Genomic DNA, 24,044 nt, shown 5'->3' with positions numbered 1-24,044 from the left:
GCCGGAACCGGTCAGAAGCCGAGGGCCTGGGCGCGGCGCTTGACCTCGCGGGCGTGGTCGCCGCCGAGCGTGGCCGCCGGGGTGCCGCCGGAGAGGGTGTCGTCGGGCTCGTAGAGCCAGCGCAGCGCCGCCTCGTCGTCGTAGCCGGCGTCGGCGAGCAGGGTGAGCACGCCGGGCAGGTGCTTGAGCACGGTGCGGTTGGCCACCAGGTCGGCGGGCACCCGGCGCACGCCGTCGCGGCGCACGGCGAGCAGCTCGCGGTCCCGGATCATCTGGTGGACCTTGCTGATCGACAGGTCGAGGCGCTCGGCGACGTCCGGCAGGGCCAGCCAGCCGGCCGGGTCGCTCGGGCCGGCGAGGTCTGCGCCGGAGGCGGCCTGGCCGGAGGGTACGGAGTCGGTCACCCGATCACCCTGCCACGCCCCCGCCCGGACGGCGCGCGGCACCCCCCTCGCCCCGCAGGCGAGGGGCCGGCGGGGGCTCCGGAACCGGTCCCACGCGCGCGGCGCGGGGGGCACCCGGCCATCCGGCTGTAGCATCCGGTGCAACCTCCACCCTCCGGAGACATAGACTGCCTGCCGATGGACACACAGGTCGCCGACACGTTGCTGGGCTCGCTGCTCGACGGGCGCTACCGCATTCGCGGTCGCGTGGCCCGTGGCGGCATGGCGACCGTGTACACCGCCACCGACGAGCGCCTGGAGCGCACCGTCGCAGTCAAGATCATCCACCCGACCCAGGCCACCGAGGCGCGGGCCCGGATGGCCGGGTTCCTGGCGCGCTTCACCGACGAGGCGAAGACCATCGCCCGGCTGACCCACCCGAACGTGGTGGCGGTCTACGACCAGGGCACCCACGCCGGCCTGCCGTACCTGGTCATGGAGTACGTGCGGGGCCGCACCCTGCGCGACGTGCTCGCCGAGCGCCGCCGGCTCAACCCCGACGAGGCGCTGGCGATCATGGAGCAGATGCTCGCCGCGATCGCCGCCGCCCACCGCGCCGGCCTGGTCCACCGCGACGTCAAGCCCGAAAACGTGCTGGTCGCCGAGGCCCCCACCGGCGGCGTGGCGAACCTGGTCGACAGCGTCGTCAAGGTCGCCGACTTCGGGCTGGCCCGGGCCGTGGAGGCCAGCTCCGAGGAGGAGCCGGGCAACCAGCTCATGGCCACCGTGGCGTACGTCGCCCCGGAGCTGGTCACCGACGGCCGCTCCGACACCCGCACCGACGTCTACTCGGCCGGCATCGTGCTGTTCGAGATGCTCACCGGCCGGGTCCCCTACGACGGCGACCGCCCGGTGGACGTCGCCTGGCAGCACGTCGACCGGGACGTGCCGGCCCCGTCGACGCTGGTGCCCGGCCTGCCCCGGGTGCTCGACGACCTGGTCGCCCGGGCCACCCGCCGCGACCCGGGCGCGCGCCCCACCGACGCCGGCGCCCTGCTGGCCGAGGTCCAGGTGGCCCGCGACGACCTGGGCAACGCCAACACGCACACCGCCGTGCTGCGCCCGGTGACCGACGAGACCAGCGCGATGGCGCAGCCGACCATGGCGGTCGCGGCGGTCCGCCCGGCCCAGCGGCCCGCCTGGGCGCGGCTGCCCGAGCCCGAACCGCAGCGCCCGCACCGGCGGCGGGCCGCCCCCGAGCCCGAGGGGCCGCTGGCGCGGCTCGCCGCGCTGCGTACCCAGATCATGGGCGACCCGCGCGGCCGCAAGGGCGTCCTCGCAGCCCTGGTTGTCCTCGGCCTGGTCGTCGCGCTCACCGGCTGGTGGTTCGGGATGGGCCGGTACACGGTCGCCCCGGAGCTGGTCGGCCTCACCAAGGCCGAGGCGGAGGGGCAGGCCGGCCGGGGCGGATTCGTGCTGCGCTACGCCGAGCCCCGCTACGACGAGAAGGTCCCCCGCGACGCCGTCCTGACGCAGGACCCGGCCTCCGCGGCCCGGATCGTCAAGGGCGGCACGATCACCCTCACCCTGTCCCGGGGCCCGGAGCGGCTGCCCGTGCCCGACGTGGTCGGCAAGGACTTCGAGCTGGCCGAGGCGGACCTGACCAACGCCGAGCTGGTGGTGGCCAAGGGCGGCTCCCGCTACGACGACAACCTGCCCGAGGGCGTCGTGGTGGCCACCGACCCGAAGGTCGGCACCGAGGTGAAGCCCGGCGCGAAGGTCACCGTCATCCTCAGCAAGGGCAAGGCGCCGATCTCGGTGCCCAACCTGGTCGGCAAGAACCTCGGCGAGGCCCGCGCCGCCCTGGCCCAGCTCGGCCTGGTCCCGGTGGAGACCTACAAGAAGTCGGACAAGCCGCGCGACGAGATCCTCGGGCAGAGCCCCGCCAGCGGCACCGGCGTGGAGAAGGGCGCCCAGGTCAAGCTCGACGTCAGCGAGGGGCCGCCGCAGGTCGTCGTGCCCCGGGTGGTCGACCTGCCCTGCCAGCAGGCCAAGCAGCAGCTGGAGAGCCAGGGCCTGCCGGTGAACGTGCAGTTCAACCCCAACGGCACCGTCCGGTTCCAGAACCCGGGCGAGAACTCGCAGGTGCCGCCCGGCACCCCGGTCACGATCGGCTGTCTGTGAGCACCCCCGCGCCCCGCCGCCCGGTCGGCTCGCACACCCCCACCTCGGGCGGGCTGGCGAAGGCCGCCCTGCCGTACGTCGACGCCGCCGCTTCCGAGGCCGTCCAGGTCTACGTGTCCAACTCCCGGGGCTGGGCGCTGCCGGCGGGCGACCCGGCCCAGGACGCGCTGTTCCGCGACGGCTGCGCCGCGCGCGGGGTGCCCGTGTTCATCCACGCGTCCCTGCTGGTGAACCTGGGCTCACCCACCCCGGCCACGGTCGAGCGGTCCGCGCAGACCCTGGCTCACGCGCTGCGCCGGGGGCGGGCGATCGGCGCCCGGGGCGTGGTCTTCCACGCCGGCAGCGCCGTCGACGCCGGGCACACCGACGCGGCGCTACGCCAGGTGCGCGAGGCGCTGCTGCCCCTGCTCGACGAGACCACGGCCACGGACGGCCCGCTGCTGCTGGTGGAGCCGAGCGCGGGCGGCGGCCGGTCACTGGCCTCCCGGGTGGAGCACCTCGGCCCCTACCTCGACGCGGTGGACCGCCACCCCGGCCTGGGCGTCTGCTTCGACACCTGCCACGCCTGGGCCGCCGGGCACGACCTGGCCGCCGAGGGCGGGATGACGGCCTGCCTGGACACGCTGGTGGCCACGGTGGGGCCCGACCGGCTGCGGCTGGTGCACGCCAACGACTCGAAGGACCTGTGCGGCTCGACCCGGGACCGGCACGAGAACATCGGCAAGGGCAGCATCGGCGAGCCGGCGTTCGCCGAGCTGATGACCCACCCCGCCACGGCCGGCATCCCGATCGTGGTGGAGACCCCGACGGAGAAGCACGAGGGCCACGCCACCGACATCGCCACCCTCAAGCGCCTACACCCCTGACCCCCCGCCCTGGGGGCGGGGGGTCAGCGGCGCAGGATCGCCGCCAGGACAGCGGCGGCGCGGTCGACCGCGTCGTCGTCGACGTCGAGATGGGTGACCAGGCGGGCGAGGCGCGGGCCGAGCACCGAGATCAGCACCCCCTCGGCGCGGGCCGCGGCGGCCAGGCCCCGCGCGTCCAGCTCGGTCTTCGTCAGGTCGAGCGGGACCAGGTTCGTGCGCACCGGCGACGCGAGCACCCCGAACGGGGCGAGCGCCTCCGCCAGGCGGGCGGCCTTCGCATGGTCGTCGGCGAGCCGCTCGACGTGGTGCGCGAGGGCGTACCGGCCGGCGGCGGCGAGCACCCCGGCCTGGCGCATCCCGCCGCCCATCCGCTTCCGGATCGTCCGCGCCCGCCCGATCCGCTCCGCGCTGCCCACCACCAGCGAGCCGACCGGCGCGCCGAGGCCCTTGGACAGGCAGACGGACAGGGTGTCGAACAGCGCGCCGTACTCCGCCAGAGGCACCCGGTCGGCCACGTGGGCGTGCCAGATCCGGGCCCCGTCGCAGTGCAGCGCGAGGCCGTCGGCGTCGGCGACCCGGCGCAGCTCGCGCAGCGTGGCCAGGGGGATCACCCCGCCGCCACCCCGGTTGTGGGTCTGCTCGACCGCGATCGCCCGCGTCGGCACCGCGAAGTAGCCGTCCGGCCGGACCATCCCGGCGACCACGCCGGGGTCGAGGTCCGCGCCGGCCGCCGGCCACGTTCGCGACGAGATCCCGCCGTACGCCGCCGCCGCGCCGATCTCGTACGTCACCACGTGCGCGTCGGCGTCGCAGAGCAGCTCGTCGCCCGGCGGCACCACCAGTTGCAGGGCGATCTGGTTGGCCATCGACCCGGTCGGGGCGAACAGCGCCGCCTCGTGCCTGAACAGCGCGGCGACCTCGGCCTCCAGGGCGTTGACCGTCGGGTCCTCGCCGTAGACGTCGTCGCCGACCTCGGCGGCGGCCATCGCCTCCCGCATCCCGGCGGTGGGCCGGGTCACGGTGTCCGACCGCAGGTCGACAACCTGCTGATCAGCCACCGTGCCGCCTCCGGCCGCCGACTGCGGGGCTCGCAAGCTCACTCCTCGCGTCAGCCACCGTGCCGCCTCCGGCCGCCGACTGCGGGGCTCGCAAGCTCACTCCTCGCGTCAGCCACCGTGCCGCCTCCGGCCGCCGACTGCGGGGCTCGCAAGCTCACTCCTCGCGTCAGCCACGGAGCATCTCCGCCACGAGGAACGCCAGCTCCAGCGACTGCTGGGTGTTCAGCCGGGGGTCGCAGGCGGTCTCGTACCGGTCGGGCAGGTCCAGGTCCTCGATGCCCTGCGCGCCGCCGAGGCACTCGGTGACGTCCTCGCCGGTCAGCTCGACGTGCAGGCCGCCCGGGTGGGTCTCCAGCCCCCGGTGCACCTCGAAGTAGCCGAGCACCTCGTCGACGATGCGGTCGAAGTGCCGCGTCTTGTAGCCGTTGGAGGACTCGTGGGTGTTGCCGTGCATCGGGTCGCACTGCCAGACCACCTTGGCGCCGGCGGCGGTGACCTTCGCCACGATCGGCGGCAGGGTGTCGCGGACCTTGTGGTTGCCCATCCGGCTGATCAGCGTCAGCCGGCCGGGGATGTTCTCCGGGTTGAGCTTCTCGCAGAGCTCGATCGCCTCGTCGGGGGTGGTGGTCGGGCCGAGCTTCACGCCGATCGGGTTGGCGATGCGGGAGATGAAGTCGATGTGCGCCCCGTCGATCTGCCGGGTGCGCTCGCCGATCCACAGGAAGTGCCCGGACAGCCCGTACGCCCGGGTGCCGGAGACCCGGGTGAGCGCCCGGTCGTATTCCAGCGCCAGGGCCTCGTGGGAGCAGTAGAGGGTGACCGTGCGCAGCGCGTCGTCCTCGGTCATCCCGCAGGCCTGGATGAACGCGATGGCCCGGTCGATCTCCCGGGCGATCGCCTCGTAGCGCTCGCCGGCCGGGGAGTTCTTGACGAAGCCCTTGTTCCAGTCGTGCACCGCGTGCAGGTCGGCCAGCCCGCCGGCCAGGTACGCCCGGAGCATGTTCATCGCGGCGGCCGAGTTCGCGTACGCCCGGATCATGCGCTGCGGGTCGGCGACCCGGGCCTCCGGCGTGGCCTCCAGCGAGTTGATCAGGTCGCCGCGGTAGGCCGGCAGCCCGCGGGCGTCGGTCGGCAGCGACCGGGGCTTGGTGTATTGCCCGGCGACCCGGGCGACCTTGACCACCGGCAGGGACGCGCCGTAGGTGAGCACGATCGCCATCTGGAGCAGGGTGCGGGCGTTGGCCAGCAGGTGGCTCTCGGTGTTGTCGGCGAAGGTCTCGGCGCAGTCGCCGCCCTGGAGCAGGAACGCCTTGCCCTCGCAGACCAGGGCGAGCTTGCGCCGCAGCTGGTCGACCTCGTACGGCGCGACGACCGACGGCACGGTGTCGAGCACCTTGCAGACCTCGGCGACCTGGGCCTGGTCGGGCCACGGCGGGACCTGCGCGCGGGGCAGCTCCCGCCAGCGGTCGAGGCCGAGGGCGGCGTCCTCGGCGGAGTCGACGGTCGGGCGGCTGGTCTGCAGGCCGGGGCTGCCCACGGCGGGATGGCTCAGCTGATGCCACTCATGGCGCATGACGGAAAGCGTACGGCGACCGCCCGGGCACCCGACGGGCGAGGGGGACGGTTTCCGGCAGTTGGAAGATCAACGCCGACCCGGGGCGTGATCAGGGGGTGACCGACGGCTCCGGGGTGTTCCCGCCCGGCGCCTCGCGCGCCACGCACCAGTCGGCGCCGCTGCGGGTGACGGTGAACAGCAGCGGCCGGGTGGCCTCGCGGGAGCCGGCGGTCACGGTGATCTCCGTGCTGACCTCCTGCCCGCCCGCGCCCGCGCGGACGTCGGTGATCGTCGCCCCGGTCACGGTGAAGTGGTCGGCGAAGTCGCCGTTCGGGCCGGTCGCGGCGGCGTCGAAGGCCGCCTGGGCGGGGGCGCAGAGCTGGCCGCGCCCGGCGGCCACGTCCTTGGCGATCATCGCGTCGAGGTACGCCTGGACCCGCTCCCGCGACTTCGCGGTCGCCTCCTCGGCGGGCGCCCGGCCGGGCTGCTGGGCGGCGTCCTCGTCGTCGCTGCCGCAGCCGAGCAGGGCGAACGGGAGGACCGCGAGTGTCGCGACCAGCGCCGCCTTGGTGGCCACCCTGGTGTTCGTCACGCCCATCCGTCCCTCCCCTCGGCCCCGGCACACCGGGGACGCCGCCGATGGGCGAGTCTGACACATCACCCCCGCGCCACGCCCACGCCGGGCCGCGCCCACGCGCGCCGGGGCCCGGGAACCGCCGTGCGGACGGTTCCCGGGCCCGGGGTGTTAGCAAGGGACCCCTGCTATGCAGAATGCGTTAACAGGGGGCCCTTCCTTGCCTCAGCCGAGGCCGCCGCGGATCGCGCCGATCAGCTCGCCGTTGGTGGTGTCGCCGGACAGTTCCCAGAAGAACGCGCCGCCGAGGCCCTGGTTCTTCGCGTACGTCATCTTGCCGCCGATGGTCGACGGGGTGTCGTAGCTCCACCAGTTGCTGCCGCACTTGGCGTACGCGGTGCCGCCGACCGTGCCCGTGGCCGGGCAGGTGTTCTTGAGCACCTTGTAGTCCTCGATGCCGGCCTCGTAGGTGCCCGGCGCCGCCCCGGTGGCGGAGCCGCCCGGCGCGGACTGGGTGACCCCGGTCCAGCCCCGGCCGTAGAAGCCGATGCCGAGCAGCAGCTTGTCGGCCGGGATCCCCTTGCCCTTGAGCTTCTGGATCGCGGCGTCGGAGTTGAAGCCCGCCTGCGGGATACCGGTGTAGGAGTAGAGCGGGGAGTGCGGGGCGGTGGGGCCCTGCGCGTTGAAGGCGCCGAAGTAGTCGTACGTCATCGGCATGAGCCAGTTGAGGTTGCCGATCGCCCCGGCGTAGTCGGTGGCGTCGATCTTGCCGCCGTTGCTGCCGTCGGCGGTGATGGCGGCGGTGACCAGGGCCGAGGAGCCGAACTTCGACCGCAGCGCGGAGATCACGTTCTTGAAGGCGTTCGGGCCGCTGGTGTCGCAGGTGAGGCCGCAGGCGTTCGGGTACTCCCAGTCGACGTCGATGCCGTCGAAGACGTCGGCCCAGCGCGGGTCCTCGACCAGGTTGTAGCAGCTCTCGGCGAACGCGGCCGGGTTCTGCGCGGCCTGGGTGAAGCCGCCCGACCACGTCCAGCCGCCGAAGGACCAGATGACCTTGAGGTGCGGGTACATCTTCTTCAGCTTGCGCAGCTGGTTGAAGCTGCCGCGCAGCGGCTGGTCCCAGGTGTCGGCGACGCCGTCGACGCTGTCGGCCGCCGTGTACGCCTTCTCGTAGTCGGCGTAGCTGTCACCGATGGCGCAGCGGCCGCCGGTGGTGTTGCCGAAGGCGTACAGGATGTGGGTGAGCTTCGCGGCGGAGCCGCTGGTGTGGATGTTCTTAACGTGGTAGTTGCGACCGTAGACGCCCCATTCGGCGAAGTAGCCGACGACCTTCTTGCCGCCGGTGGGCGGGGTCGTGGTCGGCGGCGGCGTGGTGGGCGGCGCGGTCGTCGGGGGTGTGGTCGTCGGCGGGGCGGTGGTGGGGGGCGCGGTCGTCGGCGGGGCGGTGGTGGGGGGCGCGGTCGTCGGCGGGGCGGTGGTGGGGGTGGTCCCCCCGCCGCACGGCGCGCCGTTGATGGTGCAGTTCAGCGGCGCCTTGTAGGCCCCGGTGCCGTTGTAGCCCCAGCTGAAGGTCGCCCCGGGGGCGAGCGGGCCGGCCCAGCTCTTCTTCACCGCGACCCAGTGGTTGCCGCTGCTGGTGACGTCGGCGTCCCAGGCGCTGCTGATGGTGGTGCCGGCGGGCAGGTCGAACTCGATGCGCCAGGTGCTGACGCTGGCGGCGGAGCCGTTGGTGACGGTTACCCGGGTCTCGTGGCCGGTCCCCCAGTCCTGCGCCTTGGCGAACGTGGCGGTCACACTCCCCGCGCCGAACGCCGAGGTCACCGGGACCACCGCGACGGTCACCGCGACCACGGCACCGGCCCAGAGGGCCCGGCGGAGCGATCTCTTCATGTGGCGGCTCCCCAAACAGTTAGGAAACTTTCCAAAAGGATGGTGAGACGCTACTCACGCCGTCATCAGTTCGTCAAGATGCACGCGCGTCGATAGTCGGGGGAATCCGGGGCCGCGGGCCGCCGCGGCGCCGGCCGGACGGGCGCTGGGTAGCCTCGGTCCATGACCGTCTTCGACACCGAGATCGACGCCCTGGCCGGCGGCCCGGCCGACCTCGCCGGATACCGGGGCAAGGCGCTGCTGGTGGTGAACGTGGCCTCCCGCTGCGGCCTCACCCCGCAGTACGCCGGCCTGCAGGCCCTGCACGCCGAGTACGCCGACCGGGGCCTGGTCGTGCTCGGCGTGCCGTGCAACCAGTTCGCCGGCCAGGAACCCGGCACGTCCGCCGAGATCGGCGAGTTCTGCCAGGTCAACTACGGGGTCACGTTCCCGCTCACGGCGAAGGTCGACGTCAACGGCCCGGACCGGCACCCGCTCTACGCGGCGCTGGTGTCCACCGCGGACGGCGACGGGCACACCGGCGACGTGCGGTGGAACTTCGAGAAGTTCCTGGTGGCTCCGGACGGCACGGTGGCGGCCCGGTTCGCCCCGACGGTCGCGCCGGACTCCCCCGAGCTGCGAGCGGCGGTCGAGAAGGTCCTGCCGGCCTGAGCCGCGGACGCGGACGAGCCCGGGACGGCGGGAAGCCGCCCCGGGCTCGCGAAAGTGCCGGCCGGATCAGCCGGCGGCGGAGCGGAACACCGGGTAGTAGCCGCCGGACTGGCCGGCCGCCGTCGGGTGGTACGAGATGCCGATGCTGGCGAAGTTGAGCGCGTGCAGCCACTTCTCGCCGTAGCTGCACAGCTGGTGCCCGACGAAGATGGAGCGGACGTCGGCGAACGTGAAGCCGGCCGAGTTCGCGGCGCTGCGGGTGATGTCGTCGACCAGGTTGATGCCCTCGTTGATCTTCGCCCGCGAGTTCGCGCTCAGACCGACGCAGACCGTGCCGAGCTGGTAGAAGACCGGGTAGCCGACCACCACCACCCGCGCCGACGGGGCCTTGGACCTGATTCCGCTGTAGACCTTCGCGAGCTTGCCGGACAGCTCGGCGCGCGCCTTGTCCTCGGCGGCCTGCACGGCGGCCACGCACTGACTCTCGCCGTAGAGCACGCAGGTGGTCATGATGTTGGCGAAGCCGACGTCGTTGCCGCCGATGGTGACGCTGACCAGCGTGGTGGTCGACGACAGCGCGGAGAGCTGGTTGTTGATCACGTCCGTGGTGGTCGCCCCGGAGCAGGCCACCGACTTGTACGAGGCGGGCTTGATGTTGGCGTTGTAGAGCGCCGGATACGCGTTGGTGCTGCGCTGGCAGCTTCCGCTCTCCGAGGTGTAGCTGCCGGCGCCGACGCCGGAGGCGTACGAGTCGCCGAGGGCGACGTAGCGGTCGGTGGGCGCCGCCTGGGCGGGGACGGCCAGCGTGAGCGTGGCGCCGATGGACGCCGCGAGGCTCACGGCGAGGGTAACGAGACGGGATCTCCGCACGTCGCACTCCTGGGGGTGGGAAGTGGTAGTCAGAGATAGATACCACCGAATGCACGGTAAATGGAAGATCACCGATCCCTAACAGGGGTGGTCGCTAGGGGGCGGCGACCGTCGACAAGGGCCGCGGATCCGCCCGTTCGTCGGCGTGTGCGGCAGGCCGCCCGCCGGGCGCGTACCCGAAGATCGTCTCCTGTTCGTCGACACCCCACAGGAGACAACTCAATGATCAACAAGTACGCCGGGCGCTGCGCCACCTGCCACGCCCCGGTGGAGGCCGGCGCCGGCCGGCGCGCCAGCGCCAACGGGGTCTGGAACACGTACCACGACGGGTGCGTGCCGGCCCGGGTCGCGCCGCCCGCCGGGCGCCACGGCGGCTGGCACGACCTGCCGGTCGTCGGCTTCGACTTGGAGGGCACCCTGCCCGATCCGATGGAGACCCGGATCGTCTCCGCGGCCCTGGTGCACTCCGACGGCACGACGCAGGAGTGGCTCGTCGACCCGGGCGTGCCGATCCCCGCCGACGCGACGGCCCGGCACGGCATCACCGACGAGCGGGTGCGCGCCGACGGCCGGCCGGCCCGGGAGGCGCTCGCGGAGCTGGGCACGGCGGTGGCCAAGCTGATCGCCGACTCCACGCCGCTGGTGGCCTTCTGCGCCCCGTACGACGTGACGGCCCTGCACACCGAGCTGGCCCGGCACGGCCTGCCGGCCATCGACTGGGACAGGGCCGTCGTCATCGACCCGTCCGTGCTGCACCAGCAGGTCGAACCCCGGTGGTACGGCCGCCGGCAGCTCGGCGACCTGTGCCGGTACTACGAGGTCACGCTCGACAACGCCCACGACGCGGCCAGCGACGCGCGGGCCGCCGCCGAGCTGGCCCGGTCGATCGCCGCCCGGCACGAGGCCGTCGCCCGGATGCGGCCGGACGCGCTGCACCGGGCGCAGGTCGACTGGCACGCCGAGCAGGCCCGGGGCCTCCAGCTCTCCTTCGACCGGCGGGGCATCGACAGGACGGTCAGCACCCAGTGGCCGCTGGAGACGGCGCCGCGCGACTGACCCCGGCCGGGGCACGGTGCGGCCCGGCCGTGCCCCGTGGTGAGCGCGGGGGCGTGAGGCGGTGTGCGGTGGCGGCTAGGCTGCGCCGTGTGCAGTTGGTGAGCGCGGACGACATCACGGCGGCGCAGCGGCGGATCGGCGGGCGGGTCGTCCGCACCCCGCTGCTGGCCTGCACGCACATCGGCGACGAGTACGGCCTCGACCTGTGGGTCAAGGCGGAGAACCTGCAGCACACCGGCAGCTTCAAGACCCGCGGGGTGCTCAACGCGCTGCTCGCGCTCACCGAACGCGCCGGCCGACCGGCCGGCCTGGCGGCCTTCTCGGCCGGCAACCACGCGATGGCCGTGGCGTACGCCGGCCAGGCGTACGCCCTGCCCACCGTGGTGTGCATGCCGCCGCACGCGGTGCCGACCAAGATCGAGGCGGTCCGCCGGTACGGCGGGGAGGTCGTGCTCACCGACGACCTGCTCGGCACCTGCGAGGCCATCGCGGCGGAACGCGGATACCACCTGCTGCCGCCGTTCGACGACCCGGACGTCATCGCCGGCCAGGCCACCATCGGCCGGGAGATCCTGGCCGACGGCCCGCCGCCCGGGCTGGTCCTGGTGCCGGTGGGCGGCGGTGGGCTGATCAGCGGCGTGGCGGCGGCGGTACGGGCGGCGGCACCGACCGCGCGGATCGTCGGCGTGGAGCCGGCCACCGCCAACGCCGTCGGGCACGCCCTGCGCACCGGAGGCGCGGCCCCGGCCACGCCGCCACGGTCGATGGCGGACGGGCTGGCCGCCCCCTTCGCCGGCCGGCACACCCTGGCCCACATCCAGGCCCTGGTGGACGACGTGGTGGAGGTCGCCGAGGACGCGATCTGGGGCGCGTGGTGGGAGCTGCTGGACGCCACGAAACTCCTGGTCGAGCCGTCCGCCGCCGTTACCTACGCGGCGCTGCGCACCGGCCTGGTCAGTGCCGCGTCGTGCACCCGCGTGGTGCTGGTGCTCAGCGGCGGCAACGTCTCACCGGCGGCGCTGGCGACGCTGCGCTGACCCTCCTTCACACCCGGCGGCGGCCGGCGAAACCGCACTCGACGCGGTGGTACCAGCGCACGTCGGAGTCGCCCTCCAGCCAGCACCACAGCACCGGGCGGCCGCCCCGCTCGCCGGGGAAGTCCAGCAGCACCGGGGCGATGCCCTTGACCTGGATGTCGTGCTCGTGCAGCTCGTCCACGACGCCGTGCAGCCGGGCCTCCAGGCCCTTGACCTCGGCGAGGCCGCCGAGCGGACTCAGCCCGCCGTCGGCGAGGTCGGCGCGCAGCTCGGCGAGGTCGGCGCGGAGCCGGATCAGCTCGTCGATGCGCGGTTGCAGGGTGGCCACGAGGTGACGCGCCTGGGCGAGGGTGAACACCGCGCCAGTATGGGGCACGGGTCCCGTCCTGCGCAGGTGTGTCGAGCCCGGCCGACGTGGCGACGGCCCGGGTCGTCGCGTCGAGGATCCGGATGCCGTACGTGGGTCGGTGAGGTCGAGCGGCGGGTCGGCCACCGTGACCGACCGGACGTCGGCCGTCAGGACGGCTGGACCTGGTCGAACTGGGCGAGGGCTTCGGCGGGGTCCGGGCTCACGAGGCGTTCCAGACCGGCAGTCGTGATCTTCGCCCACCTGCCGGCCCGGGTCCACATCTCTTCCTCGAAGGTGCGGACCGCCCCGTCCAGATCCGCGGGGGCGGCGGCGATGGACTCGGCGAGTTCGGCGCCGTCCAGCATCGCGAGGTTCGCGCCAGCCCCCAACGGCGGCATCAGGTGGGCGGCATCGCCCAGGAGCGTCACTCCGCGGACGTGCGTCCAGGTGTGGGACACGGGCAGGGCGTGGAAGGGGCGGTGGACGAACCCGGTGCCGCGGCGGAGGAGGTCGAGGACGGGATCGGCCCAGCCGTCGAACAGGGCCAGCAGGCTCGATCGGACGGCTTCGACGTCGGCCAGGTCCAGACCCGTGTGCCAGTCCAGCGGCGCGCGGAACTTGGCGTACACCTTGACGTGCCCCCCGCTGTTGCGCTGGGCGACGAGGGACCGGTTCACGCCGTACGCGGCCACCGACCCGTCGCCGATCAACCGGGCGAGGTCGGGGTGGCGGGTGTCGACGTCGTCGAGGGAGGTCTCGACCGAGCTGACGCCCGTGTAGTGCGGTGTCACCGGCGAGACCGCCGGGCGGACCTTGGACCAGGCGCCGTCCGCGCCGACCACGAGGTCGAACGTCTCCTGTGGCCCGTCCGCGAACCGGACCAGTACGCCGTCCCGGGTCCCCGGCACCACCTGCGTCACGCGCCGCCCCCACTGGACGTCGAGAGGGCCGAGCAGCAGGCCATGCAGTTGCCCGCGGTCGATCTCGGGATTGGCCCGCTCGTCCGGCCGGGGTCGCCAGTCGCGCAGCACGGCCCCGTCCGTGTCCAGGATGCGCATGGCCTGCCCCTCGGGGCGGGACAGCGCCCGGAACTCCGCCAGCAGCCCCGCCTTGTCCAGCGCCAGCTGGCCCAGCCCTTCGTGCAGGTCCAGCGTGCCGCCCGGGGGACGGGCGTCGGGGGCCGGATCGCGTTCGAGAACGGTGACGGGGTGGCCGTGGCGGTGCAGGACACGGGCGAAGGTCAGGCCCGCAGGGCCACCTCCGACCACCGCGATACGCTGTCTCATGGCGATACACTGTATTCCTCCCTTAGGATGCACCGCAACAGCAGGGAGTGACCATGACCGTGTGGGACCGGCCGGCGCCGCCGAATCCCCCCGTGCCGCTCGACCGGGAGCGGATCATCGCCGCCGCCATCGCGCTGGCCGACGAGGGCGGCCTCGCGGCGGTGTCGTTGCGCAAGGTGGCCGCCCGACTGAACGCCGGCCCCATGCGGCTGTACGGATACATCTCCACCAAGGACGAGCTGTTCGACCTCATGGTGGACGAGGTCTACGCCGAGATCCTCCCCGAGGAACAGCCCGGTGACTGGCGGGAGGCGCTGCGCGTCCTCGCCCACCGCACCAGACAGGCCGCTCTCCGCCACGAATGGCTTGCCGACCTGCTCGGCGGCCGCCCGACCCTGGGCCCGCACGGCCTCGCCGTGGCCGAGGCCACGCTGGCCGCCCTCGACGGCCTCGCCGACGTCGACACCGTCATGCGCGCCGTGGAGACCGTCAGCGCCTACTTCACCGGCGCGATCAGGCGCGAGATCGCGAACCTGCGGGCCGAGCGCGCCACGGGCCTGTCCAAGCGGGACTGGCAGCGCGCCTCCGGCCCCCACCTGAGGAAGATGTTGGCCACGGGCCGCTTCCCGGCGCTGACCAGGGCCGTGTACGACGGCACGGACATGGACGCCGGGGCGTCCTTCGCGACCGGCCTGGACTGGGTCCTCGACGCGGTGGCCGCCAGGCTCACCCGGCCGCCGGCGTGAGTTGCCCGTGTAGTAGATCTTGGTAGATGTCGGCCCCTCCGGGGGCCGTTTCAGACCAGGATCGCTGAGCTACCGAGCCTTCGGCTCCTGATCGGCGCGGGGCTTCACCGGCTGTCGCCGTTGGTGTACTCGACGAAGATCTCGTCGAGGACCCTCCGCGAGGTCGCCGCCGCCGCGCCACCGTGCGGCGCGTTCGCGTAGCTGACCAACGTCTTCCAGAGCGCCCAGCCACGCCCGCGCGCCCAGGTCGCGTCGTCCACGGCCAGCCGCTCCCGGAAGGCCCGCCGGCCCTCGGCGGTCAGCAGCGTCCAGGCGATCGCCAGGTCACAGGACGGGTCGCCGACTCCGCAGGTGCCGAAGTCGATGATCGCCGCGAGGTGCCCGTCGTCGAGCAGGAGGTTTCCCTGCGCGAGGTCGCCGTGGAACCAGCGCTCCGCACCGTCCCAGCGCGCGTCCAGGGCGCGTCGCCAGACCTCGCCGGCCAGGCCCACGTCGATCCGCCCGTAGAGAGCCGTGAGCGCCCGGTCGGCCAGCCCGTCGTAGGTGCGCAGGGTGCCGCCCCGATACCAGTTGTGCAGGCCCGGGCGGGGACCGTCAGCGACGTCGACACCCTGCAGGGCCACGACGAACCCGGCCAGGTCGAGCGCGAACCGGACCGGGTCGGCGATGCGGTCCGCCCGCGCGGTCTCGCCGTCGAGCCACCGGTAGACCGACCAGGCGTACGGGTAGCCCTCGCCGGGCCCGCCCTCCGCCAGCGGGGTGGGGACGGGCAGCGGGAGACGGGGGGCGAGCACGGGGAGCCACCGGTGTTCCTTGGTGACCGCCTCGGCGTACTCGACCGCGCTTGGCAGGCGTACCGACATGCCGGTGCCGAGGCGGAAGGTCCAGTTGTCCCAGCCGCCGTCGGCGACCGGCTCCACCGGCAGGTCGGCCCAGTGCGGGAACTGGCCGGCGACGAGCCGGCGCACCTGGGCCGCGTCGACGGCGACGCGTACGGGCAGCGGGCCGAGATCCGGGACGTCGTCAGCCCCCACGTCTGACATCGCCCGTCGGCCTCACTCGGACTGGGCGGCCAGCTCGCGGGCGCGGTCGCGGGCCGCTTCGAGGGCCGCGAGCATCGCCGCGCGTACGCCGTGGTTCTCCAGCTCGCGGATGGCGGAGATCGTGGTGCCGGCGGGCGAGGTGACCGCCTCGCGCAGCTTGACCGGGTGTTCGCCGGAGTCGCGCAGCATGACCGCCGAGCCGATCGCGGTCTGCACGATCAGCTCGTGGGCGACCTGACGGGGCAGGCCGAGCAGGATGCCGGCGTCGACCATCGCCTCGACGAGGAGGTAGAAGTAGGCCGGCCCGGAGCCGGACAGGGCGGTGACGGCGTCCTGCTGCGACTCGGGAACCCGGACGGTCGCGCCCAGCGGCGTGAACATCTCCTCCGCCAGGGCGAGGTGCTCACCGGTGGCGTGGGCGCCGGCCGAGATGGCGCTCATCGCCTGGTCGACCAGGGCCGGGGTGTTGGTCATGACCCGCACCACGGGGGTGCCCTCGGGCAGCCGCCGGTTGAAGAAGCTGGTCGGCAGGCCGGCGCAGAGCGAGATGACCAGCTTGTCGGCGGGCACCTTCGGCCCGATCTCGTCGAGCAGGGCGGCGGCGTCCTGCGGCTTGACGGAGATGGCCAGCACGTCGGCCTCGCCGACGGCGGTCAGGTTGTCGACCACCCGTACGCCGTAGCGGGTGGCCAGCTCCTCGGCGCGGATCGGCCGCCGGGCCGTGGCCAGCAGCCGGCCGACCGGCCAGCCGGAGCGCAGCAGCCCGGAGAGCATCAGCTCGCCGATCTTGCCCGCGCCGATCACCGCAACGGTGTGGTCGCCCACCGCCATGGTCGTACCCCTTTCGTGGCCCGCCGGGCGGCGGGGCCGAGCGGCGCGCACGGCGGCTCCACGGGGAACCGCCGCGCGCACCGGGTTGGCGTCAGCTGCCGAAGAAGACCTCGGCCTCTTCGTAGCGCTCCAGCGGCACGGTCTTCAGCTCGGCCGTGGCGTCAGCCAGCGGGACCCGGACGATGTCCGTGCTCTGCATGGCGACCATCTTGCCCCAGTCGCCCTCGTGGGCGGCGTCGATCGCCTGGAGGCCGAGCCGGGTGGCGAGCACCCGGTCGAAGGCGGTCGGGGTGCCGCCGCGCTGGATGTGGCCCAGCACGACGGTGCGGGCCTCCTTGCCGGTCTTGGCCTCCAGCTGCTCGGCGAGCCACTGGCCGATGCCGCCGAGGCGGACGTGGCCGAACGCGTCCAGCTCCTGGTTGTGCAGGATCATCTGGCCGTCGAGCGGCTGGGCGCCCTCGGCGACCACGACGATCGGGGCGTACTGGTGCTGGAAGCGCTTCTCGACGTACCCGGCGACCTGCTCGACGTCGAACTTGCGCTCGGGCAGCAGGATGACGTTGGCGCCGCCGGCCAGGCCGGCGTGCAGGGCGATCCATCCGGCGTGCCGGCCCATGACCTCGACGACGAGGGTGCGGTGGTGGCTCTCGGCGGTGGTGTGCAGCCGGTCGATCGCCTCCATGGCGATGTTGACGGCGGTGTCGAAGCCGAAGGTGTAGTCGGTGGCACCGAGGTCGTTGTCGATCGTCTTGGGCACGCCGACGACGTTGACGCCCAGCTCGTGCAGCTTGGTGGCGACGCCCAGGGTGTCCTCGCCGCCGATCGCGATCAGCGCGTCCACGCCCTGCGCGGCGAGGTTCTCCTTGATCCGCTCCACGCCGTTCTCGATCTTGAACGGGTTGGTGCGGGACGAGCCGAGGATGGTGCCGCCGCGCGGCAGGATGCCCCGCACCTCGGCGATGCCGAGGGGCTTGGACAGGCCCTCCAGCGGGCCCTTCCAGCCGTCCTGGAAGCCCACGAACTCGTGACCGTAGGTGGCGACGCCCTTGCGGACCACCGCCCGGATAACCGCGTTGAGACCCGGGCAGTCGCCGCCGCCGGTGAGCACGCCGATACGCATGATCTGCTCATCCTCCTGGAGCATCAGGTGAAGCCCGATTTGCCCCAGGATAAGTGTCGGATCAGACCTCGGCACCGTTGCCGGCCCGGGGCGGGCCGTCCCTGCGAACTGTAGCCGCCGCGACAATCCGCCGGCAGCGCGCCCCGGGCAGGCGTCCACCGCTCAGAAGGTCACCTCGCGGTTCTCCCCCGCCCTCGGCGGGTTCCCCGTCACCGCCGCCCTGGCGAGGCCGAGCAGGTTGACGACGGTGCTGCCCGGCGAGTCCCAGTACTCGGCCGAGCCGGCATGCACCTTGATCAGGGTCAGCCCCGGGGTGTCCAGGCCGGCGGGGAACCAGGTCTTCAGCAGCGGGTGCCACAGCCGCTCGGCGTGCCGGCGGTCGTACCCCTCCTGGGCGGTGCCGGCGATCGACACCCAGGCGTGGTTGCGCTGGTCGGCGAAGGCCACGTTGACCTCCGGGTTGACCCGCAACTGGCGAACCTTGGCCGAGTCGGCGTACGCGAAGAACCACAGGTCGCCGTCGAACTCCGCCTCCTGCAGGCCCATCGGCCGGCTGACCAGCCGGCCGTCCAGCCCGATGGTGGTCAGCATGCAGATCCGCGCGGCGCGGACCAGCTCGGTCACCCGGTTGCGGGCGTCGGCGGCGTTGGTCGGCTCACTGCTCATGGCGGCACTCCCTCGATCGGCTCGACGCCGACCCGGTGCCCCGGAGAGCACCCGCCAAACCTGATCAGCGGGCCGTCATCGCACGCCAGCGGGCGAGGTTGTGCCGGGCGTCGACCAGCGCGTCGTGCCGGGCCGCGTCGGCGTTCGGCAGGGGCGGCCGGCCCCGGTCGTCCCAGAGCTGGCGCAGCTCCTTGGTGAACCGGGGGATCTCCCGGGGCAGCCCCGGCATCGAGCCCCAGAGCTGGGCCAGCACCACGTGGTCGTACGCGGCGTACCAGGCCCACAGCTCCAGCTGCTCGCCCGGCCGGCCCCGGATCGGCTCCATCAGGAAGTCGTAGAGGTCGTCGCGGATCCGCTCCCGTGACCGCCAGGCCCGGTCGGCTGGCGAGGGGAGCCGGTCCAGGACGTTGCGGCGCACCCAGGGCACGGCGCGGGAGTCGTCGAACTCCGTGGAGACGGCGTAGAACTCGCGCCCGTTCTCGTCGACGACGCCGATCGACACGAGGTCGACGGTGCGCCCGTCCTCGATGAACTCGCAGTCGTAGAAGTAGCGGTATACCATCGCCCGCCATCCTCGCCCACCGATGCCACCGGCCGCCAGCCGGGGGGCGCGCCCGGCACGACGCCCCTGCGCCGCAGCTCGGGACTGTTACGGAAGTGTCGCCGGGGGTGTACAGCGGGCGACCGGGCCGTCATGATCTGATGAGTGCCGCTACCGGACACCGAACCGGTTCGCGACCTCGCGGCAGGGGCTGACGGGTTCACCCGGCCGCGAGTTGAGGTCCTTTACCGGGGAGGGGTTGGGCCGTGGAGATGCGCCTGCCGGAGCCGGGTGACGCGCTCACGGGTGTCGAGATGTTCGCCGGCCTGGAGCCGGAGGTGCGGCAGCGGGTGATCGCGGCGGCGGTGCCGCGCACGTACCGCAAGGGCCAGTTGCTCTTCGTCGAGAACGACCCCGGCGAGTCCCTGATCGTGCTGCGCCGCGGCGCGGTGGCCGTGTTCCGCACCGCGCCGACCGGCGAGCGGGCCGTGCTGTCGGTGATCCGTCCCCCGGACGTCCTCGGCGAGGTCTCCCTGCTCGACGCCTCCACCCGCTCCGCGTCGGCCGAGGCGATCGAGGACTGCGCCGCCCTCGCGCTGTCCCGGCCCGCGTTCATGGAGCTGGTGCACTCCAACCCGCGCATCCTCGACGCGGTGATGCGCTCCCTCGGCGGGCTGATCCGCCGGCTGACCGAGCAGAACGCCGACCACGTCTTCCTCGACCTGCCCGGCCGGGTGGCCAAGACGCTGGTGCGGCTGGCCGGCGAGAGCCAGGCCCCGATGATCACCATCGAGCTCAACCAGAGCCAGCTCGCCGAGATGGCCGGGGGCTCGCGGCAGAGCGTCAACCAGGCCATCGGGTCCTTCGCCAGCCGGGGCTGGCTGCGCACGGAGGGCCGCCGGATCGTGGTCACCGACGTGGCGGCGCTGCGCCGCCGCGCCGGCATGAGCGACCGCTGACCGACCGCTGCGCCGGCCCGAGCGACGGCCCACGCCGGCCTGAGCGCTGATGCCGGCCGCGTCCACCAGGGCACGGCCGGCGTCAGCGTCGGATCACTTGCCCGGCTCGTCCGCGGGCGGCGCGCTCGGGCCGGGGCCGATCTTCGTCGGGTCGGTCGGCTTGGTCGTCGTGGTGGTCTTCGTGCTGCCCTGGTCGGGGGCGGTGCCCTGACCGTCCGGCGTGTCTACCATGCCCTGCTCCTCCAATGCGGCGAGAGTGACGGCGTCGACGTCGACCGTGTCGCCCGGTGCCCACATGGTGCCTCGCGGGTCCGTCCACGCGGCTGACAGTCGTACGTGCACGGCACTCTCCTGGCGTTTCATGTCCTGAGCGGAAGGTTAGTCTGACCCGGTCGGGCGCACGATCCGCCTGCATATCGGGTAGCCGACTCTGCCGCCTGGCGCGATACTGGGCCCACCTCGCGCTCTGGAGCCGACCATCGACCTCAAGTGTGGACACTGCTCACGCGAAGCCGGTCCGGACGACCGCTTCTGCGGTGGGTGCGGGCAGGCCCTGACCCGTGGCTGCGCCACCTGCGGGCACGCCAACAGCGTCGAGGCCAACTTCTGCACCAGCTGCGGGCAGCCGCTGCGGGACCGGCCGGTGGTCGTGCAGGAGGACCGCCGGCAGGTCAGCGTCCTGTTCATCGACATCGTCGACTTCACGACGTACGCGGAGCGGGCCGACCCGGAGCAGGCCCGCAACCTCCAGCAGGCCTACTTCGCCACGGTACGACGGCTGGTGCACCAGTACGGCGGGGTGGTCGAGAAGTTCATCGGCGACGCGGTGATGGCGCTGTTCGGGGCGCCCGTGGCCACCGACAACGACGCGCTGCGCTGCGTACGGGCGGGGCTGGAGCTGCAACGCAACCTGGCCCGCCAGCCGGCCGGACCGCACCCGCCGCTCGGCTTCCGGGTCGGCATCGCCACCGGCGAGGCGCTGGTCGACCTGTCCGCCGCCCGCGACGGCGGGCAGGGTTTCGTCACCGGGGACGTGGTCAACACCGCCTCGCGATTGCAGTCGCTCGCGCCGTCGGGCGGCGTGGTCGTCGACGAGAGCACCTGGGCGGCGACCCGGCACGACATGGAGTACGCCGACCGGCCGCCGGTGACGCTGCGGGGCCGCTCCGCGGTCAGCCGGATCTGGCTGGCCGTGCGGGCGCTGCCCCAGCGGGACCTGACCACCGCCGAGCTGACCCCGATGGTCAACCGGGAACACGAACGCGGCCTGCTGGTCAACGCCCTGCACCGCACGGTGACCGAGCGCACCTCGCAGCTCGTCACCGTCTTCGGCTCGGCAGGGGTGGGCAAGAGCCGGCTGCTGCGCGAGCTGGCCCGGCACGCCGCCAGCCTGCCCGGCCCGCCGATCACCTGGCTGGTCGGGCAGTGCCCGCCGTTCGGCGAGAACGTCACGTACGCCGCGCTCGCCGACATCGTGAAGGGCTGGGTCGGCGTGTCGACCGTCGACGACCCGGCGGCGCTCGGCGACCGGCTGCGGCAGCGGCTGGCCCGGCTGGGCGACCCGCACGCCGTGCGGCTGGCCGACCCGCTCGGCCCGCTCATCGGCCTGCCCGGCGAGCGGCTCACCCCGGGCGAGACCGAGACGTCCTGGCGGCGGTTCCTGCTCGCCCTGGCCACGGCGGGCCCGACGGTGCTGGTGTTCGAGGACATGCACTGGGCCGACCAGGCGATGCTCGCCTTCGTCGAGCAGCTCGGCGCGGCGGCCCGGGGCGTGCCGCTGCTGGTGCTGGCGACCGCGCGGCCCGAGCTGCGGGAGCGCCACCCGGCCTGGACGGGCACGATCAGCGGGGCGATGTCGATCTCGGTGCCGCCGATGCACGACTCCGACATCGACACCCTCTACTCGCTGCTGCTCGGGCAGTCCGCGCTGCTGCCCGCGTCCCGGGGGCCGCTGATCGAGTTCGCCGACGGCAACCCGCTCTACGCCCAGGAGTACGCCCGGATGCTGCTCGACGGCGGGCTCGTCGACCCCGCCGGGCGGGCCGACCCGGCCCGTACGCCGGAGATGCCGCGCACGGTGCAGGCGGTCATCGCCAACCGGCTCGACCTGCTCGACCCGGCCGACCGGGCCGTGCTCCAGGCCGCCGCCGTCGTCGGCGTGCAGTTCTGGCCGGGGCCGGTGGCCACCGCGCTGGGCCGCCCCGTGCGGTGGGTGGAGCGGGCGCTGGGCCGGCTGCAGCGCCGGGACCTGGTGTACGAGCAGCCCAGCTCGACGATGCCGGGCCAGCCCGAGTACCGCTTCCGGCACGTCCTGGTGCGCGACGTGTGCTATCAGCGGCTGCCCCGCACCGAGCGGGTGGCGCGCCACCAGAGCACCGCCGACTGGCTGGAGCAGGTCACCGACGGCCGGCAGCAGGACCTGGTCGAGGTGCTCGCCAACCACCGCTGGGCGGCGCACGAGATCGCCCGTACCGTCGGGCTGGACACCACGCCGTACGTGCCGGCGGCGCGGGCCGCGCTGCACCGGGCGGCCCGCCGGGCGTACGAGCTGCACGCGCTGGACACCGCCGCGACCCTGATGGGGCGGGCGCTGGCCCTGCCCGGCGGACCCGAGCCGACCCTGGAGCTGTTCGACGCCGAGCTGGCGCTGTTCCGCGACGGGGACGCGTTCCTCGTCGACGGCGGCGCGGCACGGTTGGCCCGGCTGGCCGGCGAGCTGGCCGGGGCCGGCGAGCCGACGGGCGCGGCGCGGGCCTGGACGCTGCTCGCCACCGCCGCGTGGCGGCGGGCGGACCGGGCCGAGACGCTGCGCTGCCTGGACCGGGCCATCGGCATCTACACCGACCTGCCCGACAGCGAGGAGAAGGCGAGCGCCCTGCTGGAGCTGGCCCGGGTGCACATGCTCAACGCGGAGACCGAGCCCGCGTGCGCGGCGGCCCGGACCGCGGCGGGCCTGGCCGAGCGGCTCCAGCTGCGGGAGGTCAGCGCGAGCGCCCGGATCACCCTCGCGGTGGCCCGTTACCTGTCGGGGGTGCCGGAGGCGTACGCGGAGCTGGTCGAGATCACCGAGCACTGCCGGGTGGAACGGCTGGCCAGCCGCCGGCGGGCGGTGCACAACCTGGCCTGGGCGTTGCAGGAGGAGGGCGACCTGGCCGGCTCGGCGCGGCTGGTGGACGAGCAGCGCTCGCTGGACCTCGGCGGCGAGCACAGCCTCACCGCGAGCTTCGAGGACCAGTGGGCCCGGTCGTACTACGCCGGGGACTGGGGTGCGGCGGCGGACCTGGCGGCCGAGTCGACGCGCCGGCCGACCGGCGAGTGGGACATGCACATCGTCGCGGTGTCCGGCTGGATGCGGACGCTGCGCGGCGACCCGGAGGCCCCGGCCGACGGCGGCGGCCCGGACCAGGTGGAGCGGGCGGTGGCTGCCGGGCGGCGGTCCGGCTTCCACCGGGTGCTGCGGTCCACGTTGGCCCACGCGGCGCTGTGCCGGGCCGTGCAGGGGCGCGAGGCCGAGGCGCTGCGGCTGCTCGCCGAGCTGGACGAGGACTGGCGGCGGACCCGGGAGATCCCGTTCGCCGAGTGGGTGCCGGCGATCGGCCACGTCGCGGTGGTGCTCGGCGGGGACGCGGCCCGCCGGGTGCGCCGACTGCTGACCTCCGCGCCCCGCATGACGCCCTGGGCGCGGGCCGCCGGGCAGGCGGCGGAGGCAGCGCTGGCCGGGTCGACCGGCGACGCCCGGACCGCCGCCGAGCTGTTCCGGTCGGCGGCCGAGCAGTACCGGCGGATGGGCGACCTGACCGACCACGTGCTCGCCGCCGCGTTGTCGGTGCCCACCCTGCGCGAGGTGGACCCGGCGGGCGCGGCGCAGGTGCTGGCCGAGGTGCGCGGGTTCGCGGCCCGCAACCACGCCCCGGGCCTGCTCCGGCTAGCCGGCACCACCGACTAGCCCTGCCGACCGGGCGGCGACCAGGCCCGGCGACGGATCCTCCGGTCAACGGGATCCACCGGGCTTGCCAGGTCCACCGGCATACCGCGTCCGCCGGATTCACGGGCGCCAAGGCCATCCCGCCCGACCACTGAGGACGAGACAGGCCGCCGGCCGGGCAACCGCCCTCCGCCAACAAGTGCGAGAACGCGCCAACGCGAGAGCCGCTCCTGCGATGCGGCACCTACGCAGCTGAGTCACATACGACATCACCAACCACCCGATGCCCCGCCCCGCCCGCGCTCCGCCCCTCTGCCCCTCCGTCCCTCCCCCTGCCTGCCGGGCCCCGCCCGCGCTGCCCCCCTCGGGCCGGTGATCAAGAGAATTGTGTCATCGCAGAGATCAACTCTGACGCTCTTCTCTTGATCACCGGTCCGGGGACGGGGGACGGGGG

At 73.8% G+C, this 24,044-nt stretch carries 22 protein-coding genes; 8 read left to right on the top strand and 14 right to left on the bottom strand.

Translation table 11 applies throughout. From position 1 onward, the window contains the following. Window positions 1-11: 11 nt before the first annotated feature. Entirely contained in the window at window positions 12-404 is a 393-nt protein-coding gene (locus LPA42_RS31055; RefSeq protein ID WP_043969299.1) for an Rv2175c family DNA-binding protein, read from the bottom strand. Window positions 405-581: 177 nt separating this feature from the next. Between LPA42_RS31055 and pknB the strand changes: the two genes are divergently transcribed. Both pknB and LPA42_RS31045 read left to right on the top strand, forming a co-directional pair. Beyond that, window positions 582-2,567, top strand: a complete 1,986-nt coding sequence (pknB, locus tag LPA42_RS31050) for a Stk1 family PASTA domain-containing Ser/Thr kinase (protein ID WP_077939026.1) — start codon at window positions 582-584, stop codon at window positions 2,565-2,567. Beyond that, window positions 2,564-3,433, top strand: coding sequence for a deoxyribonuclease IV (locus LPA42_RS31045; RefSeq protein ID WP_077939025.1), 870 nt, complete (start codon window positions 2,564-2,566; stop codon window positions 3,431-3,433). The genes pknB and LPA42_RS31045 overlap by 4 nt, the downstream gene beginning before the upstream one ends. A gap of 23 nt (window positions 3,434-3,456) precedes the next feature. Here LPA42_RS31045 and LPA42_RS31040 read toward each other — a convergent pair whose 3' ends face one another. The 4 genes from LPA42_RS31040 to LPA42_RS31025 all read right to left on the bottom strand — a co-directional run bounded on the left by LPA42_RS31040 (window position 3,457) and on the right by LPA42_RS31025 (window position 8,510). Continuing rightward, complete coding sequence (locus LPA42_RS31040; protein ID WP_077939024.1) at window positions 3,457-4,491, bottom strand: low specificity L-threonine aldolase; 1,035 nt, start codon at window positions 4,489-4,491, stop codon at window positions 3,457-3,459. A 166-nt stretch (window positions 4,492-4,657) separates the two neighbouring features. Beyond that, window positions 4,658-6,064: a class II 3-deoxy-7-phosphoheptulonate synthase gene (locus tag LPA42_RS31035; RefSeq protein WP_043967233.1), complete on the bottom strand. Its 1,407-nt coding sequence runs from the start codon at window positions 6,062-6,064 to the stop codon at window positions 4,658-4,660. Between the two features lie 91 nt (window positions 6,065-6,155). Continuing rightward, on the bottom strand, window positions 6,156-6,644 hold the full coding sequence (locus LPA42_RS31030) for a hypothetical protein (protein WP_228987053.1): 489 nt from the start codon (window positions 6,642-6,644) through the stop codon (window positions 6,156-6,158). 201 nt (window positions 6,645-6,845) lie between these two features. Beyond that, window positions 6,846-8,510, bottom strand: coding sequence for a glycosyl hydrolase family 18 protein (locus LPA42_RS31025; protein ID WP_228987052.1), 1,665 nt, complete (start codon window positions 8,508-8,510; stop codon window positions 6,846-6,848). A gap of 162 nt (window positions 8,511-8,672) precedes the next feature. Between LPA42_RS31025 and LPA42_RS31020 the strand changes: the two genes are divergently transcribed. Beyond that, window positions 8,673-9,161, top strand: a complete 489-nt coding sequence (locus LPA42_RS31020) for a glutathione peroxidase (RefSeq protein ID WP_077939021.1) — start codon at window positions 8,673-8,675, stop codon at window positions 9,159-9,161. A gap of 66 nt (window positions 9,162-9,227) precedes the next feature. On the opposite strand, the gene LPA42_RS31015 is transcribed toward LPA42_RS31020, so the two are convergent. Then, on the bottom strand, window positions 9,228-10,031 hold the full coding sequence (locus LPA42_RS31015) for an SGNH/GDSL hydrolase family protein (RefSeq protein ID WP_077939020.1): 804 nt from the start codon (window positions 10,029-10,031) through the stop codon (window positions 9,228-9,230). Window positions 10,032-10,253: 222 nt separating this feature from the next. Here LPA42_RS31015 and LPA42_RS31010 point away from each other — a divergent pair, with 222 nt between their 5' ends. Beyond that, window positions 10,254-11,087: an exonuclease domain-containing protein gene (locus LPA42_RS31010; RefSeq protein WP_158229447.1), complete on the top strand. Its 834-nt coding sequence runs from the start codon at window positions 10,254-10,256 to the stop codon at window positions 11,085-11,087. Between the two features lie 89 nt (window positions 11,088-11,176). Next, window positions 11,177-12,124, top strand: a complete 948-nt coding sequence (locus LPA42_RS31005) for a threonine/serine dehydratase (protein ID WP_043967225.1) — start codon at window positions 11,177-11,179, stop codon at window positions 12,122-12,124. Between the two features lie 7 nt (window positions 12,125-12,131). On the opposite strand, the gene LPA42_RS31000 is transcribed toward LPA42_RS31005, so the two are convergent. Both LPA42_RS31000 and LPA42_RS30995 read right to left on the bottom strand, forming a co-directional pair. Next, window positions 12,132-12,482: a DUF2203 domain-containing protein gene (locus LPA42_RS31000; RefSeq protein ID WP_043967223.1), complete on the bottom strand. Its 351-nt coding sequence runs from the start codon at window positions 12,480-12,482 to the stop codon at window positions 12,132-12,134. A 158-nt stretch (window positions 12,483-12,640) separates the two neighbouring features. After that, on the bottom strand, window positions 12,641-13,759 hold the full coding sequence (locus LPA42_RS30995) for an NAD(P)/FAD-dependent oxidoreductase (RefSeq protein WP_077939017.1): 1,119 nt from the start codon (window positions 13,757-13,759) through the stop codon (window positions 12,641-12,643). Window positions 13,760-13,812: 53 nt separating this feature from the next. Between LPA42_RS30995 and LPA42_RS30990 the strand changes: the two genes are divergently transcribed. Further along, window positions 13,813-14,505 carry a TetR/AcrR family transcriptional regulator gene (locus LPA42_RS30990; protein ID WP_077939016.1) on the top strand — a complete coding sequence of 231 codons (693 nt, stop codon included), beginning with the start codon at window positions 13,813-13,815 and terminating at the stop codon, window positions 14,503-14,505. Window positions 14,506-14,609: 104 nt separating this feature from the next. Here LPA42_RS30990 and LPA42_RS30985 read toward each other — a convergent pair whose 3' ends face one another. The 5 genes from LPA42_RS30985 to LPA42_RS30965 form a co-directional block, all read right to left on the bottom strand. Then, window positions 14,610-15,548, bottom strand: a complete 939-nt coding sequence (locus tag LPA42_RS30985) for an aminoglycoside phosphotransferase family protein (protein WP_077939015.1) — start codon at window positions 15,546-15,548, stop codon at window positions 14,610-14,612. A 12-nt stretch (window positions 15,549-15,560) separates the two neighbouring features. Continuing rightward, entirely contained in the window at window positions 15,561-16,379 is an 819-nt protein-coding gene (proC, locus tag LPA42_RS30980; RefSeq protein ID WP_077939014.1) for a pyrroline-5-carboxylate reductase, read from the bottom strand. 91 nt (window positions 16,380-16,470) lie between these two features. After that, complete coding sequence (locus tag LPA42_RS30975; RefSeq protein WP_077939013.1) at window positions 16,471-17,499, bottom strand: 6-phosphofructokinase; 1,029 nt, start codon at window positions 17,497-17,499, stop codon at window positions 16,471-16,473. 162 nt (window positions 17,500-17,661) lie between these two features. After that, entirely contained in the window at window positions 17,662-18,165 is a 504-nt protein-coding gene (locus LPA42_RS30970) for a pyridoxamine 5'-phosphate oxidase family protein (protein WP_077939012.1), read from the bottom strand. Window positions 18,166-18,229: 64 nt separating this feature from the next. Next, complete coding sequence (locus LPA42_RS30965; protein ID WP_043967210.1) at window positions 18,230-18,727, bottom strand: polyadenylate-specific 3'-exoribonuclease AS; 498 nt, start codon at window positions 18,725-18,727, stop codon at window positions 18,230-18,232. Between the two features lie 245 nt (window positions 18,728-18,972). Here LPA42_RS30965 and LPA42_RS30960 point away from each other — a divergent pair, with 245 nt between their 5' ends. Next, on the top strand, window positions 18,973-19,665 hold the full coding sequence (locus tag LPA42_RS30960; protein WP_043967208.1) for a Crp/Fnr family transcriptional regulator: 693 nt from the start codon (window positions 18,973-18,975) through the stop codon (window positions 19,663-19,665). A gap of 93 nt (window positions 19,666-19,758) precedes the next feature. Here LPA42_RS30960 and LPA42_RS30955 read toward each other — a convergent pair whose 3' ends face one another. Further along, window positions 19,759-19,896 (bottom strand): hypothetical protein, encoded by a 138-nt coding sequence (locus LPA42_RS30955; RefSeq protein WP_228987051.1) that lies wholly within the window; start codon window positions 19,894-19,896, stop codon window positions 19,759-19,761. Between the two features lie 199 nt (window positions 19,897-20,095). Here LPA42_RS30955 and LPA42_RS30950 point away from each other — a divergent pair, with 199 nt between their 5' ends. Next, window positions 20,096-23,611 carry an adenylate/guanylate cyclase domain-containing protein gene (locus LPA42_RS30950; protein ID WP_308291163.1) on the top strand — a complete coding sequence of 1,172 codons (3,516 nt, stop codon included), beginning with the start codon at window positions 20,096-20,098 and terminating at the stop codon, window positions 23,609-23,611. The last annotated feature ends 433 nt before the right edge of the window (window positions 23,612-24,044 follow it).

The organism is Micromonospora sp. DH13 (assembly GCF_020873825.1).
GTDB classification, from domain to species: domain Bacteria; phylum Actinomycetota; class Actinomycetes; order Mycobacteriales; family Micromonosporaceae; genus Micromonospora; species Micromonospora haikouensis.
The sequence above is the reverse complement of the archived record's forward strand: the minus strand, read 5'-3'. Positions and strand labels throughout refer to the sequence as shown.